The following is a 14,285-nucleotide window of genomic DNA, read 5'->3' on the forward strand; positions in this document are numbered from 1 at the left end:
TCCAATATAAAGACTTTCATAAATATAGTTTCAACCTATTAACCAAAACGGAATTGATTACTATTACGATCATTAAAATTATGAGAGCTCCCATAATTGGCTGGACACTGAACCAGACCAAGCCAAAATGAATGAGTGCAACCATGATTAAAAATGGAAATCCATAAAGTAGGCTTATTAATACATTGGGGTTTGATTTAATTGCAGCTGATGGGTTCTCCCATTCTATACTTGGGTTTTTCATATCATATATGGGTGTTAGAAGATTATAGCAAACCACTAAACAAGAAATAATTAATAACATGACTGCACTTTCCAATTCCCAATGGCCAAATAGAGCAAATATTAAAAAGCTGATCACTACGGCTATAATACTGATAATTGATGAAAATATCACTTTAGAAAAATAAACATATCTTTCATTAAAAGGGGCACTTTTCAGTAAATAATGATATTTCCCTTCTCTTGAATATGGGGTTCCGCTTATATTATTTATACAACTCAAAAAGAGGACAGAATATGAAAAGTATTTATCAAAGACTCCTTCTTTCGTTATATCCAAATAATTTGGAAACACTTCCTTCTGTATCAACAATAGCATTACAAGTGAAAAGATTGGCGGTAATAAAAGACCTAAAACTATTTGCATCTTAAAATATGCTTCAGACTTAATGATCCATATCTCTCTTTGTAAATAGTTACTCCATTGATTTTTGGAGATATTGACCTTTGAGTTTTTCATATTCGTTTTATTATTTTCCAATAACCCGTTTTTAAAATAATTAACAGAAATGTTTTCTATAATGAATGTATATAATAGGAAACTGATTAATATTGTCGAAATATAGATAACAAGAAAATGAGCAGTTATTTCATCTGATACAAATGCATCTAGTATCCAATTAATCACTGGAATCATATTTGCGGTTTCAAACATATGTTTCATTATGAATTCCAATGAGTTTTTTAACCCTTCAATAGAATTCAAATCAATATCCGAAATGACCTTTGATATAGCAATTGATGATTTTCCAGCAAAATAAACAATGGAACTAATCAAAAGCATTAGGATGACGGCAATGTTCACCATTAAATATGTTATTTTATTTTTGAATTTATAATAATACCTATTAATGCACGACAGAATGAATAGGAGAATCAATGCCGTTAATCCATTTACAATGGGTAAAAATATAAATAATTTAATCGCTTCCATAAACTTTTGATCGACTATTAAGAATCCCATGGTCGGCACTTGGATTACCATCGATAAGATGATAGGCACCCATAAGCTACTTAGTACCTTAGCCTTTGATATCTCCTTATAGGTCAGTGGCAGCGGAGCCAATACTTTAAATTCATAATAAGCAAATATTTGCGATGTGGATAAATAGCAAACCAATGCAAAGACGAGAATGCTCGAAATGGTTAAATTGTAAAACAGGAAGACCTGGGTATCCCCAAGAAAATAAACAAAGGCATTTACGACAGTTAGCTGCAAAAACATATAAAAAACGGCTATTATCAAAACAGCCTGCAGCATTGTCTGCTTGGGCATTTTATAGAAGGAAGAAACGAAAAATCTAGTTAATTGAAGTTTTTCCTTCATATACCTGAGCCTCCATAAAGGTAGATTCTAAAGAACTTTCACCTATTATATTTTTTATTTCATCATGCAGGATGATTTTACCCTCTTTTAAAATAGCCACTGTATTACAAATTTTTTCTGCCACATCTAACAGATGTGTCGAGAAAAACACTGTACCGCCCATTTCAACATATTGTTTGATTAACCCCTTAAAAACTAAAACGGCGTTTGGATCTAATCCATTTAACGGTTCATCCATAATGATGATCGGGGGATTGATGGTAAAAGCCGCTATCAGGGATACCTTATGCATCATCCCATAAGAATAGCTTCCCATTGGCTTTTTAATGAAATCCTGCATCCCAAACCGATTGATATATTTCCCCAAACGTTCTTTGTCATCATTCCCATATAGGTTCATCAAGAACCGAATCCAATCAAACCCCGAAACATTTTTAAATACATTGATAGTATCAGGAATGAAGAAAAATTGTTTTTTAAATTCTATGCCGTCTTCCTTGGTCAGGCCATTTATTTCAACCTTTCCATTTTCATAATCCAATATGCCTGTAATAATATTCAGCGTAGTTGTTTTTCCTGCACCATTCGCACCTATAAAACCTAAAATTTCCCCTTTTTTGATTTTTAGATTTACACCATTCAATATCTTCTTTGTTGAGTAGCTTTTCTCTAAATCTGTGATGCTTAACAATGTTATCATCCTCCAATCACTTCATGAATAACACATTTCCTCCCAAACTATTCGTTATTGAATTTCTTTTTTGAAATCCATATGTTCGTTACTAATATCGTTAGCGCCGTCAACGCAAGTGCCGCTAATGCACCCCAAATCGCCTGTGTATTGACTGTACCTAAAATCAGTACTTCCATGGCATGTTTACTCATGCTCGCTGGATTCAAATTGTCCATAACCGGATTTAAACCAACAATGATTCTGCAGCCGAGGAGAAATACTATCGAAATTATTGCAATAATACCCTGACTATTAAAAATGGTACTGATCATCGTCGTGAATGAAACGATAAATAGAATCCACAGCAGATAGAACAGCAAAGCTATTATTAAATCCACAAAATCAACACTCGTAAACAAAAAAACTACATACAGATATGAAACCAAGTATCCTAATGCTACACTGCAGGCAACAAATAGATAGTTGGAAATGATTTTCCCGCTTATATAAGATACAACCGTCACGGGCCTTGTAAGAATGAAAGCCAGCATACCATTTGCTTTATCAGATTGTACGACCCCCATCATGGAAACGATGATGATCATGACCCCCAGCTGATCAAATTGGGACCCTAATGTACTTGCAAGAACTTCGCCGCCTTTTTGTGCAGCCATGCTTGGATCAATCGTGATTCCTTGGCCCCCACCCAGTGCCTCTAATATTGAAGGTAAGTAATAGCTTACAACTGGTTGAGTTATTCCTAAAAATATAAATACAAGTGGCAGCCAAATCACTTTAAATTCACGTACCATCTGAACAAATTCCTTTTTCGCTAAAACGGTAAAATTATTCATTTTTCCACCACCAATTTTAAGAATATCTCTTCCAATGTATCGTTATCTATTTCAAACCTTACAAGATCAACATTATGCTCAAGAGCACTCGCGAGTAACATGTTCTTGTTCGACTCAATATTTTCCACTTCTATCTTCAATTTATTTCCCGTTACCTCTACACCTTTTACAAAGTTCAAGCTTTTAACGTTTTCAATCCATTTTTGACTTTTAGAGGTTATATCGACATTTATTTTATTTCCGCTATTCCTGTTTAATAATTCTGACATTGTTGTATCTTCGATTTTTTTACCACTCTTTATAATGACAAATCTCTCACATATTTCTTCTGCATCGCTTAATATATGTGTCGATATTAAAATTGTCGTATCTTTCTTTATTTCTTTTATTATATTTAACACTTCTCTCCGGCCGATTGGATCTAATGCTGAAACTGGTTCATCCATGACAATCAATGCTGGTTTATGTAACAACGCTTGTGCAATTCCAAGCCTCTGTTTCATTCCGCCTGAAAAAGTCCTCACCTTCGAATTCTCTTCCCCGCTCAAACCTACTTTCGACATTATCTCTGGAATGCCCCTTAGTAATTCTTCCTTCTTGATGCCTGAGAGCTGCCCCATGAAAGTTAGTGTTTCTTTGGCAGTCATCCATTGAAAGAAGTTTGGGTATTGCGGTAAGTAGCCTATTTCCTTTTTCATTTTTGAAATTTTCTTACCATCAAGCAATACCTCTCCCATACTTGGATCTATAATATCTGCAATCACTTTTATTAGTGTCGATTTACCAGCCCCATTTGGCCCGATCAATCCAACACATTCCCCTGATTGCAGTTCCATTGAAAAATTATTGACCGCTGTTTTTTCTTTGAATTTTTTTGTAACATTTCTAATTTCTAATTTCATATTCTGTCACTGTCCTTTCTACCAATAACGAAGTACAGAATTGGACCAATAGTATTTGCAAAAATAATGATGAGTGTCCACAATAAAACATTTTTTCTCGTCTTTCGATGTCTGTATAAATCAATCAATGCTATAAGGACTAAAATCAATCCAATAACAATTACCGGTAAAATAATCGGCAGAATAGACATGAAATCAATATCTTTCAATTCGTTCCATCCATAATGCAATTCCATATATAATCACTCCTTTAATAACGAAATAATGTTATCATTATCAATAATGATAACATGTAAATTGGAATATTGCACCTATTTTTTTCTTTATAAAATATTGTTTTAGTTTTTATTGTTATTTATAATGATAATATTATCATTATAAATAACAATAAAAATATAATGATATTTTTAACGCTTATTCGTGTATATCCTCTATGCTTTATTGCATGGAGAGATTAGCTTTTAACAATTGAAAATATTTAAAATGGCTTTTTATTTACTTCGAAAAAATATTTCGATAATATTATTTTTCCAAATGTGTCATTTTCGTAAATGAAAATGATTCCAACATTACAATATATGATTAAATAAACTTATTATTCATGACCTATAAGGAAAGAGAACTGCTGAAACATCAAAATTGATTAACATTATCCAGTTATTAATTTCTAATGTAAGGAGAATACGATGATTAATAAAGCTGAAATTTTAATGCACCCTGTAAGAATAAAGATTTCTCAAGCTTTAATGAGAAACAGGGAAAATGGTTTAACACCTTTAGAAATGTTAAAAATCATTAAAGATGTACCACAAGCAACATTATATAGACATATACAGGTTTTGTTGGATTCAGGGGTCATTCGCATTGTAAAAGAGAAAAAAGTGAGATCCGTTTCGGAAAAATACTATGTTTTAAATGAAGAAGAAGCGCGACTTAGCGGGGAAGAATGGAAAAAATCTTCAAATGAGAAAAAGCTGAACTTTTTTTCTTATTATCAATTATCCCTTATGACTCAATATCAGAACTATCTTACTAAATTAGAAGAAAGAGACTGCTCAGAAGATGGGTCAACCTTTTCACTTTTAGAACTAAAGCTTGATGATGAAAGTTTTATTAACTTTCAAAATGAATTGAACGATTTAATGTTGAAATACTACAAAGCTACGGATCAAAGTGCTAAACAGGACTCTCCAATACGAACCATCGGCGTTACAATTATTCCAGAATCATAAACAAATGAAAAAGGCTGTTCCAAAACCATGGTACCATAAACCATAAAAAATATAGAAAAAAACGTTAAAAACATATCTATATATTCACAAGCAATAGGTCCCAATCTCTTTTGGAACAGCCCCTTCATAATGGAAGAAACTCCAATAAAAAAAGGTTACCTCCAAGTTTTTATTATTTGCTTTGAGGACATCAAAATGAGTATACCCGATGTCAGCTGCAAGAGGGTCACTCATCAACTATCAAATTTTCCCCAAAGCTTCCTTGATACTGCCGTATACTTCGTCCCAAAGGTGTTTATCTTCAGAAAAAGCCACTGTTATCTTTTTAAAAACTTCTTTTTGCTCTGCCTCAAAACTTTCATCATCCTTAGCAGGCAGGTCAGATCTCAACTCCATTACGTACTCTTGCACTTTTGGTGCACGAGGTCCCCAAACCGCTTTTTCTTCACCATTCCTATCAATGAATATAAAGATTGGAATAGAACGCGCTGTTCCATTCGTTAAGTATTGATCGATCAGCTCAAGATTTTGATCTCGTAAAACCATGCGAGTTTCAATATTTGCCGCTTCAGATATATTCAGCAGAATAGGTATATTCATCATTGCATCTCCGCACCAGTCTTCAGTAATGACAATTGCTCGAAGTTCCTTCGATTTTAATTCATTAAAAAAAACTTGATCCGCTTCAGTAATGGAAAAACGCTCCTGAATCGATTGTAAGTTTTCTTTATGGACTTTCATCGAAGATATAAATTCTTTAGCCGGAATCCCCTTTTCAAACCATTCATTCAGTGTCGTCATACTATTTCTCCTATCTATTTTTAAGTTAAAAGTAGCATAAACCACTTATTATTTCATTGTTTCAGCCCTAAAATTACAAATTGGTAAATTAAATCCATGTTTTCATTCCCGTGTAAAGGGAAAACTCTAAATACATTCAATAGCTTACTAACTAACTATTTTATATTCATTAGAACATTGTTTTCTAGTTTAGGAGATGAAATTTGTGGAAGGTTTTCTCTTTGCGCTACTCCCTGCATTGACATGGGGCAGCTTAGTGCTTGTTTCCGAAAAACTTGGAGGTAACTCTTATAATCAAACACTTGGCATTACAATCGGTTCATTACTGTTTGCCATCGTGATGTCTATCATCAATCCACCCGAATGGAGCAGTCTAGTCTGGATTGTCGGCATCATATCCGGAATAGGGTGGGCATTCGGGCAATTATTTCAGTTTAATAGCGTCAAGGAAATCGGAGTATCTAAAACCGTTCCAATCTCAACCGGACTGCAAATCCTGGGAAATACATTTTTTGCCGTTATCATTTTCAGGGAATGGAATGACAAAATTACAATCATCATCGGCATAGCTGCAATCATCTGCTTGATTACGGGTGTCTTGCTGACAAGCTATGGCGACGGTGAAAACAAAAAAGAAGGAAGCATGAAAAAAGGGATTTTTTATCTTGTCATTTCAACGTTGGGTTATGTTACATATGTCATTGTTGTCAGATGGAATGAAGTTGACGGATGGTCGGCCATCCTGCCACAAGCAATTGGCATGTTCCTAGCTGCCCTGCTCCTTTCCATCAAACATAAACCGTTTAATAAGTATGCCGGAAGAAATATTCTAACCGGAATGATGTGGGCAGTGGGTAATATCGGTCTCCTGCTCGCTAATCCAAAGGTTGGCGTTGCCATTGCATTCTCATTTTCCCAAATGGGAATCGTCATTTCCACTTTAGGAGGCATCTTTCTTTTAGGAGAGAGAAAATCCAAAAAGCAGATGGCCTTCGTCATCATCGGATGTGTACTCGTAATTGCTGGTGGAATCATGATTGGCTTTACAAAAGAATAGTAAAAGGAGCGATAAATGATGTATGAAGATTTAGAGAAAAAAGTAGTCGTGATCACTGGGGCGGCAAAAGGGTTAGGAAAAGCCATGGCCGAAAGGTTCGGTAAAGAAAAAGCACATGTCGTATTAAATTATCACACTGAAAATGGCGACCATAAGGAAATCATTAAAACGATTGAAGCAGCAGGCGGGAAAGCCGCAGCCATTCAAGGCGACGTTTCAAAGGAAGCAGATGTAAAGAAATTACTTTCATTTGCTATCGACACTTTCGGTACCATCGACATCATGATCAACAATGCAGGCATTGAAAATGAAGTCCCGAGCGAAAAGCTGACGCTTGAGGATTGGCAGAAAGTCATCGATGTAAATCTTACGGGTATGTTCCTCGCAAGCAGGGAAGCTATCAGTTATATGCTCGATCATGGTATCAAGGGCAATATCATTAATATGTCTTCCGTTCATGACCGGATTCCATGGCCTCATTTTGTCCATTATGCAGCAAGTAAGGGCGGTGTGAAGATGATGACAGAAACCCTTGCACTTGAATATGCTCCTAAAGGGATACGGATAAATAACATTTCCCCCGGCGCAATCGACACACCCATCAATGCAGAGAAGTTCAATGACCCAAAATCTAAACAAGAAGTCATCGACCTGATACCGATGGGATATATCGGTAAACCGGAACAGATTGCCGCTTGTGCTGCCTGGCTAGCCTCAGCTGAATCAAGCTACGTAACGGGCATGACCTTATATGCTGATGGCGGTATGACCAAATATCCAGGATTCCAAGCAGGAAAAGGCTGAAGTTTTTCTGTTTTAGGTAGCTGTTGAAATTTCCCTTTTATAACAAGAAAAAGTCATGTATATGGATAGTAGAAAAGAATTTGAGGGACTGGGGATTTCTCCTTGGTCTCTTCTTTCTTTGTCCTCACCATAAATATGACTTAATTTGAATGGATTCTAATGAAAATGCGAGTAATCCCTTATTCCCATTAATTTATTATTTTTTCATTAACAAAGCGATTTTTTGGATTCCTTAATCCAAGGTGATCACGGAGAGTGTCTCCTTCATAGTCCAAACGGAACAAACCCCTCTCCTGTAAAATTGGAACAACCATCTCGACGAAATCCTCTAAGTCGCCTGGTAACAGTGGAAATTGAAGCATAAAGCCATCTGCAGCTTTTTCGGTAAACCATAACTCCATTTCATCGGCTACTTGATTTGGTGTACCGACAAATCTATCTCTTCTGGCAGGACTGAAAAATCTTGCATATAATTCACCGATTTTTATGTCTTCTTCATCAATAATTTTCTTCATTTCATTAAAGTTACTTTGTATGCTATTTACTGATGGAAACTCAACATCCTTCGCAGGTTTATCTAAAGAATATTTTGAAAAATCTACGTTGCCCATATAACCGGAAACGAATTTCAAACTTTCATAAGGGTCGACGAGACTTTGGAGTTTATTGTATTTTTGAATGGCTATTTCTTCGGTTTCTCCGATAATAGGGGAAATGCCGTGAAGGATGTGGAGCTCCTCCCCGCTTCTTCCAAAATCCATTAAAGATGATTTTAATTTTTGATAATATCGTTTGGATTCTTCAATGTTATCCCAATGTGTGAAAACGACCTCGGCTGTTCGAGCGGCTAATTGCTGCCCTGGTATAGAAGCACCTGCTTGAATAATGACCGGCTGTCCCTGCAGAGAGCGTGCAATATTCAACGGACCTTTAACCGAAAAATAGTTGCCTTTATAATGAAGCTCATGCACTTTATCAGGATCAAAGAATTTTCCCGTTTCTTTGTTATACACAAACGCATCATCTTCCCACGAATCCCATAATCCTTGGACAACGTCGATGAACTCCTCCGCTCGTTCATAACGATGATCGTGCGCCCAATGTTTATCGCGACTGAAATTCAAGGCCGTCTCTCCGGTCGCATCAGCTGTCGTAACAACATTCCACCCCACCCGTCCACCGCTTATATGGTCAACGGAAGCAAATTGGCGAGCGAGTACATAAGGTTCACTGTACGTTGTAGAAGCTGTCGCCCCAATGCCAATTTTTTCTGTCGCTGCAGCTAATGCAGTAATTAGTACGAGCGGATCAAATCGATTAAGTATTTGAGGATGTGATTCATGATTAATGGCCAAGCTATCCGCCACAAAAGCAAGATCAAATTTCCCTTTTTCCGCAATTATTGAGAGTCTTTGCAAGGCTTTCACATCAATACTTGCATTCGGATTTGATGCCGGATGCCGCCACGACGCAACATGCATTCCTGTTCCAATCAGATAAGCAGCTAACTTCATCTTTCTGTCTTGAGCCATTCTAATCTCTCCTTATTTATTAGAATATATCTCCTTATAATTGCTCAATTCTTTCAAGGTAATGAATGTTGGTATATAATTTCCATTATAGGTTTCTTCAATAAATTTAGCCGTTTTCTCTGATTGATAAAGATCAACTAATTTTCGGAAAACTTCATTGTCTTGATCTTCATTCCTCGCCGCTATGATATTAATATATGGCTTTGCCGTACTGCTTTCATAAATAAGAGCATCTTTTAAAGTGAGTCCCGCTTCTACCGCAACTCCATTATTAATCACCGAACCAGCTGTATCTTCCATCACACGTGGGGCACTTGCACCATCGACAGGAACAATTTTGATTTTTTTCGGATTTTCCTTTATTTTGTCCTGGCCGCCATTCCCGTCAAAGTCATCCACAACCTTTAGGAGATTAGCTTCTTGTAATAGCAATAAAGCTCTTCCCCAGTTAGCTTGGTCATTGGGCACAGCAATTTGTGCACCATTTGGAATCTCTTCCACCGATTTATATTTACTTGAATATAAACCGAGAGGAGCAATGATTGTAGTCCCAATTGGAACGAGGTCTGTATCGTTTTTCGTATTAAATGAATCTAAATAGGCAACATGTTGAAAGGCGTTGATATCAATATCCCCTTCTGCCAGCGCTTCGTTCGGATCATATGCAGATGAGAAGTTAACAATTTCAATTTCCACCCCTTCTTTTTCAGCCTGTTCCTTTAAAAATTCCCATGTTCGAAGTTCAGAATTTCTAATTCCTACCTTCACTTTCGTTTGTTTCCCTCCTGCATTTGTTGAATCACTTGAGCAACCTGTCAATAACACCCCCAAGATAAGCAATATAGGTAAAATACATTTTTTCATCCTTCATTCCCCTTTCCCACTTTTCAATACACCACTACACTCTTCTAATTTTTCGTTCGAGTATATTTCCTAAACTTTGTACACCCTGAACTACAAATACTAGAATAACAACGGTGACGAATATCGTAATGGTGCTAAAGCGTTGATAGCCATATGTTATCGCAACATCTCCAAGTCCACCGCCACCTATAGCTCCTGCCATAGCTGTAGCGCCCACTAAACCAATTGTTGCAGTTGTTATACTCAGAATTAACGACGCAAAAGCCTCCGGTATTAAAAACCTGATTATTATTTGTATCGGTGTTGCTCCCATAGCTTTCGCGGCTTCAATAATGCCTTCATCTACTTCTAATAGCGAATTCTCTACAAGTCTTGAGATATATGGGCCAATATGAAGAACGAGTGGTACAATTGCTGCTGTCGTACCAATCGACGTACCAACAATTAGTCTTGTAAATGGAATAATCGCCACAAGCAAGATAATAAACGGAATCGATCGGAAAATGTTTACAATTGGATTCACTATAGAAAAAATAAATTTATTTTCATAAATATGACCTTTTCTTGTTACCACCAATAAAATGCCTAAGAATATTCCAATGATGCTTCCAAAAAAAAGTGAAATACTAACCATGTACAGCGTTTCCCATAAAGCGTTTAAAATGAGCTCTTTGCTTACTTCCATCCTTCGTAACCTCCTTCACTTCAACCTTTTGATTCTTTATAAACTGAAATGCCCGAACAATTTCATCATCATTTCCTATTATTTCAACAATTAAATTACCAAATGGGATGCCTTGTAACTCAGTAATATTGCCGAATAGAACGTTTATTTCCACATTAAACCTCTTCGCTGTTTTTGAAACGATAGGCTGCCCAGAGCTCACTCCCAAAAAATCAATTTTAAAAATACGGCTGAAATAGGCATCCTCATTGAGCAATCCATAAACACTTGATGGCACTTCATCGCGAACAACCGATCGAATGAAGTTACGTGTTGTTTCTGTTCGTGGACGGGCAAAAATATCGATCACATTTCCTGATTCAATGACGCTACCATCCTCCATAACTGCAACCCGATTACAAATTTCTTTAATCACCTCCATTTCGTGCGTGATAATTAGAATGGTAATTTTATATTCTTCATTTATCCGCTTCAACAGATTCAAGATTGATTTTGTTGTTTGTGGATCCAGTGCGGATGTTGCTTCATCACATAATAATATCGAAGGGTTTGTAGCCAAAGCACGGGCAATCCCAACACGCTGCTTTTGTCCACCTGATAGCTGATTTGGGTAATTCATTGCTTTGTCTTCTAGACCAACAAAGCGGAGAATCTCATACACTCGTTGTTCAATCTCTTTTTTCTTTTTTTTACTTAACAATAATGGCATCGCCACATTATCAAAGACTGTTTTGGAATTAAGTAAATTAAAATGCTGAAAAATCATGCCAATATTTTTCTTAGCTTCACGCAAATCTTTTTCAGACATCTTGGATAGATCTTTTCCTTCTACAATTACTTCACCTAAAGTAGGATATTCCAATAGATTCACAGTTCGGATGAGTGTACTTTTTCCGGCTCCACTAAAACCGATGACCCCGAATATATCCCCCCTTTCAACGGTTATATTAATCTCCTTTAACGCTTCAATTTTCTTCTCCCCGTCATCAAATAATTTTGAAACCCGACGAAATTCAATCAAAGTGGCCACCTCCTCTTTTTAACTAGTTTAGTATTGAAAAACCCCTTAAAACGCGGGCACGACGGCTCCTTCATATTGATCTAAAATAAATTCTTTGACCTTTTCCGTCGTTAATGCATTCGCAAGCTTTTGAATCGCTTTATCGCCCTTATTGTCTGGACGAGCCACTAAAATGTTTACATATGGTGAATCCTTCCCTTCAATTATCAGTGCATCATCGAGAGGTTTTAACCCTCCTTCCAGCGCATAGTTTGTGTTAATGGCCGATGCTTCCACATCATCTAGCGAGTGAACTAAAAGAGGGGAATCGACTGGAATGAATTCAATTTTTTTATCATTTTTTGTAATGTCCTCAATCGTAAAATCCCCTGACTTAGAAGCATCCAACTCAATGATATTATTTGCCGCAAAAAGCTGTAACGATCGCGACAAGTTTACTGGATCTTTCGGTACGGCTACTTTCGCTCCGTCTGACAATTCACCTATGGATTTAATTTTTTTGGAATAGACACCAAATGGTTCAATATGTACACCCTTCACATTAACCAAGTTCAAACCACTATCTTTATTTACTTGCTCTAAGTAAGGGATATGTTGAAAGAAGTTTGCATCCAATTCTTTGTCTGCTGTTTGTTGATTCGTTTGAATACCATCCGCAGAAATCACAACATCCAGTTTCACGCCTTGTTTTTTTAAATCCGGTGCGATAAACTCTAAAATTTCTGCATGTGGTATCGAGGCTGCACTAATTTTCAAAGTCACTTCCTCATCCTTGTCCCCTTTACTCTCCGATGATGTTTGCTCGTTACTCCCACAAGCTCCTAATATCAGCAATACTACTGTTAAAACTGTTACGGACAGCCATTTAATTTCCCTCAATGTTTCTCGCTCCTTTTTTTATCCTTTTATATTGGAATAACAAATATTTATCTCCTGCTTCAACATGCCCGCTGAATCTTTTCTTTTATATGATAGTCTCTTCCCTTAAGAGAAGCGGACTCAATAACTGAAAGGATTGGATCCGTTCTGCTTCTGTTCGAAGCGGTGTATGCAAAATAAATTCATCCACCTGAAAAACTTTCTGAATTTCCTTTAAAATCCCGTTAACATATCCTGGAGTCCCAGCAATAATACTTGCGGTCTGCTCTTCTATTTCGTAAGCTTCACCAGCCTGCTTCTCAAATGACTCAGCCTGCTCACGTGATTGAACTGTCAGCGTCCGGCCACTTTGAAGATGAACTTTAAATAGTTTGTGATCGCTTGCCAGCTCCTCTGCTTTTTGTTGGGTAGGAGCTGCCACAACCGCTACTGATACGATAAAACGACCTTCTGGGCACTTGCTTCGGTAAGCTGAGGAAACTTCTTTCAGTATGGAATCATCACTATTAATAAACCTGGCGAATACAAAATCCATTCCAAGGTTAGCGGCTAGTTGAGCGCTGTCTGAACTTGCACCAAGCAGAAAAGTTTCGGGCTTTTCAGGCGGTATCGGTGTTGCTTGAATACCAGAGAGCAAGTGATTATCATTGATTGAATTTTCAATAATCTTTTTCAATAAGGATGCACGTTCCCCAAAATCTTTTCCATCATTTACAGTTCCAAATTGTAATGCCTTTGTTGATAAAGGAAATCCACCTGGGGCTTTACCAATGCCAAGATCTACCCTGCCCGGTGCAAGAGTGGATAAAACATGAAAATTTTCAGCGACTTTATAAGGACTGTAGTGCTGAAGCATGACACCTCCCGAACCTACACGAATGGATGTGGTTTTCGATAATAAATAAGAAATTAATACTTCCGGTGAAGATCCAGCAACTTGTTCCATATGATGATGCTCCGATACCCAAAAACGGGTATATCCCCATTCTTCAGCTTTTTGAGCTAGGTTTACGGTTTGCTTAAGCGCATCAACTGCCGAATTACCAGGAAAAATGGGGCTTTGATCTAATATTCCAAACTTAAAACTCATATTCCTCTCTCCAATCATTAATACCAAGTTAACAAATCGAATTAGTCGTTTTAATTTGATTAAAATTCATCCTAACATTGTAGACAAGCACTTGACAACATCTTAATTGATAGAAAAATTTATTTAATTGATAAAAAAAATCGATCATTCGCTTATGAGTTTGGAATGCCTTTGCCTAGTAATTACCATACTCTCGCCTATAATGGTTTGAGATTTAATCTTCTAAACCCTATCGGATTAAGATTCATCAATGAGAGGACGATAAAATGGAGAGAGGAATCT

Annotated in this window: 15 protein-coding genes; 3 read left to right on the forward strand and 12 right to left on the reverse strand. The window is 36.7% G+C overall.

Features of this window, described 5'->3' with window-relative positions:
* Positions 1-16 precede the first annotated feature (16 nt).
* Genes AC1DVK_RS03530 through AC1DVK_RS03550 form a run of 5 tightly spaced genes read right to left on the reverse strand, consistent with a single transcriptional unit; the run spans position 17 to position 4,274 of the window.
* Entirely contained in the window at positions 17-1,609 is a 1,593-nt protein-coding gene (locus tag AC1DVK_RS03530) for a hypothetical protein (RefSeq protein ID WP_477625844.1), read from the reverse strand.
* Complete coding sequence (locus AC1DVK_RS03535) at positions 1,584-2,300, reverse strand: ABC transporter ATP-binding protein (protein WP_410861679.1); 717 nt, start codon at positions 2,298-2,300, stop codon at positions 1,584-1,586. The genes AC1DVK_RS03530 and AC1DVK_RS03535 overlap by 26 nt, the downstream gene beginning before the upstream one ends.
* Before the next feature lie 47 nt (positions 2,301-2,347).
* Complete coding sequence (locus AC1DVK_RS03540; RefSeq protein ID WP_089362839.1) at positions 2,348-3,136, reverse strand: ABC transporter permease; 789 nt, start codon at positions 3,134-3,136, stop codon at positions 2,348-2,350.
* The gene (locus AC1DVK_RS03545; RefSeq protein WP_061461670.1) at positions 3,133-4,038 is read right to left on the reverse strand and encodes an ABC transporter ATP-binding protein; all 906 of its coding nucleotides are present in this window, start codon (positions 4,036-4,038) and stop codon (positions 3,133-3,135) included. The genes AC1DVK_RS03540 and AC1DVK_RS03545 overlap by 4 nt, the downstream gene beginning before the upstream one ends.
* The gene (locus tag AC1DVK_RS03550) at positions 4,035-4,274 is read right to left on the reverse strand and encodes a PLD nuclease N-terminal domain-containing protein (RefSeq protein ID WP_061461669.1); all 240 of its coding nucleotides are present in this window, start codon (positions 4,272-4,274) and stop codon (positions 4,035-4,037) included. Before AC1DVK_RS03550 ends, AC1DVK_RS03545 begins: the two co-directional genes overlap by 4 nt.
* A gap of 450 nt (positions 4,275-4,724) precedes the next feature.
* Here AC1DVK_RS03550 and AC1DVK_RS03555 point away from each other — a divergent pair, with 450 nt between their 5' ends.
* Positions 4,725-5,270 carry a helix-turn-helix domain-containing protein gene (locus tag AC1DVK_RS03555; protein WP_089362838.1) on the forward strand — a complete coding sequence of 182 codons (546 nt, stop codon included), beginning with the start codon at positions 4,725-4,727 and terminating at the stop codon, positions 5,268-5,270.
* A gap of 240 nt (positions 5,271-5,510) precedes the next feature.
* Here the strand turns inward: AC1DVK_RS03555 and AC1DVK_RS03560 are convergent, their stop codons facing one another.
* A complete protein-coding gene (locus AC1DVK_RS03560) occupies positions 5,511-6,071 on the reverse strand; it encodes a thioredoxin family protein (protein WP_289321041.1) in 561 nt (186 codons plus the stop codon).
* Between the two features lie 196 nt (positions 6,072-6,267).
* Here AC1DVK_RS03560 and AC1DVK_RS03565 point away from each other — a divergent pair, with 196 nt between their 5' ends.
* Positions 6,268-7,128, forward strand: a complete 861-nt coding sequence (locus AC1DVK_RS03565; RefSeq protein ID WP_477625845.1) for a GRP family sugar transporter — start codon at positions 6,268-6,270, stop codon at positions 7,126-7,128.
* 18 nt (positions 7,129-7,146) lie between these two features.
* Positions 7,147-7,932 (forward strand): glucose-1-dehydrogenase, encoded by a 786-nt coding sequence (locus AC1DVK_RS03570; RefSeq protein ID WP_089362836.1) that lies wholly within the window; start codon positions 7,147-7,149, stop codon positions 7,930-7,932.
* 188 nt (positions 7,933-8,120) lie between these two features.
* On the opposite strand, the gene AC1DVK_RS03575 is transcribed toward AC1DVK_RS03570, so the two are convergent.
* The 6 genes from AC1DVK_RS03575 to AC1DVK_RS03600 form a co-directional block, all read right to left on the reverse strand.
* Entirely contained in the window at positions 8,121-9,464 is a 1,344-nt protein-coding gene (locus AC1DVK_RS03575) for an LLM class flavin-dependent oxidoreductase (protein WP_477625846.1), read from the reverse strand.
* 12 nt (positions 9,465-9,476) lie between these two features.
* Positions 9,477-10,328 carry a MetQ/NlpA family ABC transporter substrate-binding protein gene (locus AC1DVK_RS03580; protein ID WP_477625847.1) on the reverse strand — a complete coding sequence of 284 codons (852 nt, stop codon included), beginning with the start codon at positions 10,326-10,328 and terminating at the stop codon, positions 9,477-9,479.
* A 34-nt stretch (positions 10,329-10,362) separates the two neighbouring features.
* Positions 10,363-11,013, reverse strand: coding sequence for a methionine ABC transporter permease (locus AC1DVK_RS03585; protein WP_477625848.1), 651 nt, complete (start codon positions 11,011-11,013; stop codon positions 10,363-10,365).
* The gene (locus AC1DVK_RS03590) at positions 10,955-12,034 is read right to left on the reverse strand and encodes a methionine ABC transporter ATP-binding protein (protein ID WP_477625849.1); all 1,080 of its coding nucleotides are present in this window, start codon (positions 12,032-12,034) and stop codon (positions 10,955-10,957) included. Before AC1DVK_RS03590 ends, AC1DVK_RS03585 begins: the two co-directional genes overlap by 59 nt.
* A gap of 45 nt (positions 12,035-12,079) precedes the next feature.
* On the reverse strand, positions 12,080-12,904 hold the full coding sequence (locus tag AC1DVK_RS03595; RefSeq protein ID WP_477625878.1) for a MetQ/NlpA family ABC transporter substrate-binding protein: 825 nt from the start codon (positions 12,902-12,904) through the stop codon (positions 12,080-12,082).
* Between the two features lie 94 nt (positions 12,905-12,998).
* Positions 12,999-14,003, reverse strand: a complete 1,005-nt coding sequence (locus AC1DVK_RS03600; RefSeq protein ID WP_477625850.1) for an LLM class flavin-dependent oxidoreductase — start codon at positions 14,001-14,003, stop codon at positions 12,999-13,001.
* Positions 14,004-14,285 lie beyond the last annotated feature (282 nt).

It is taken from the genome of Peribacillus sp. P4_B1 (assembly GCF_056402395.1).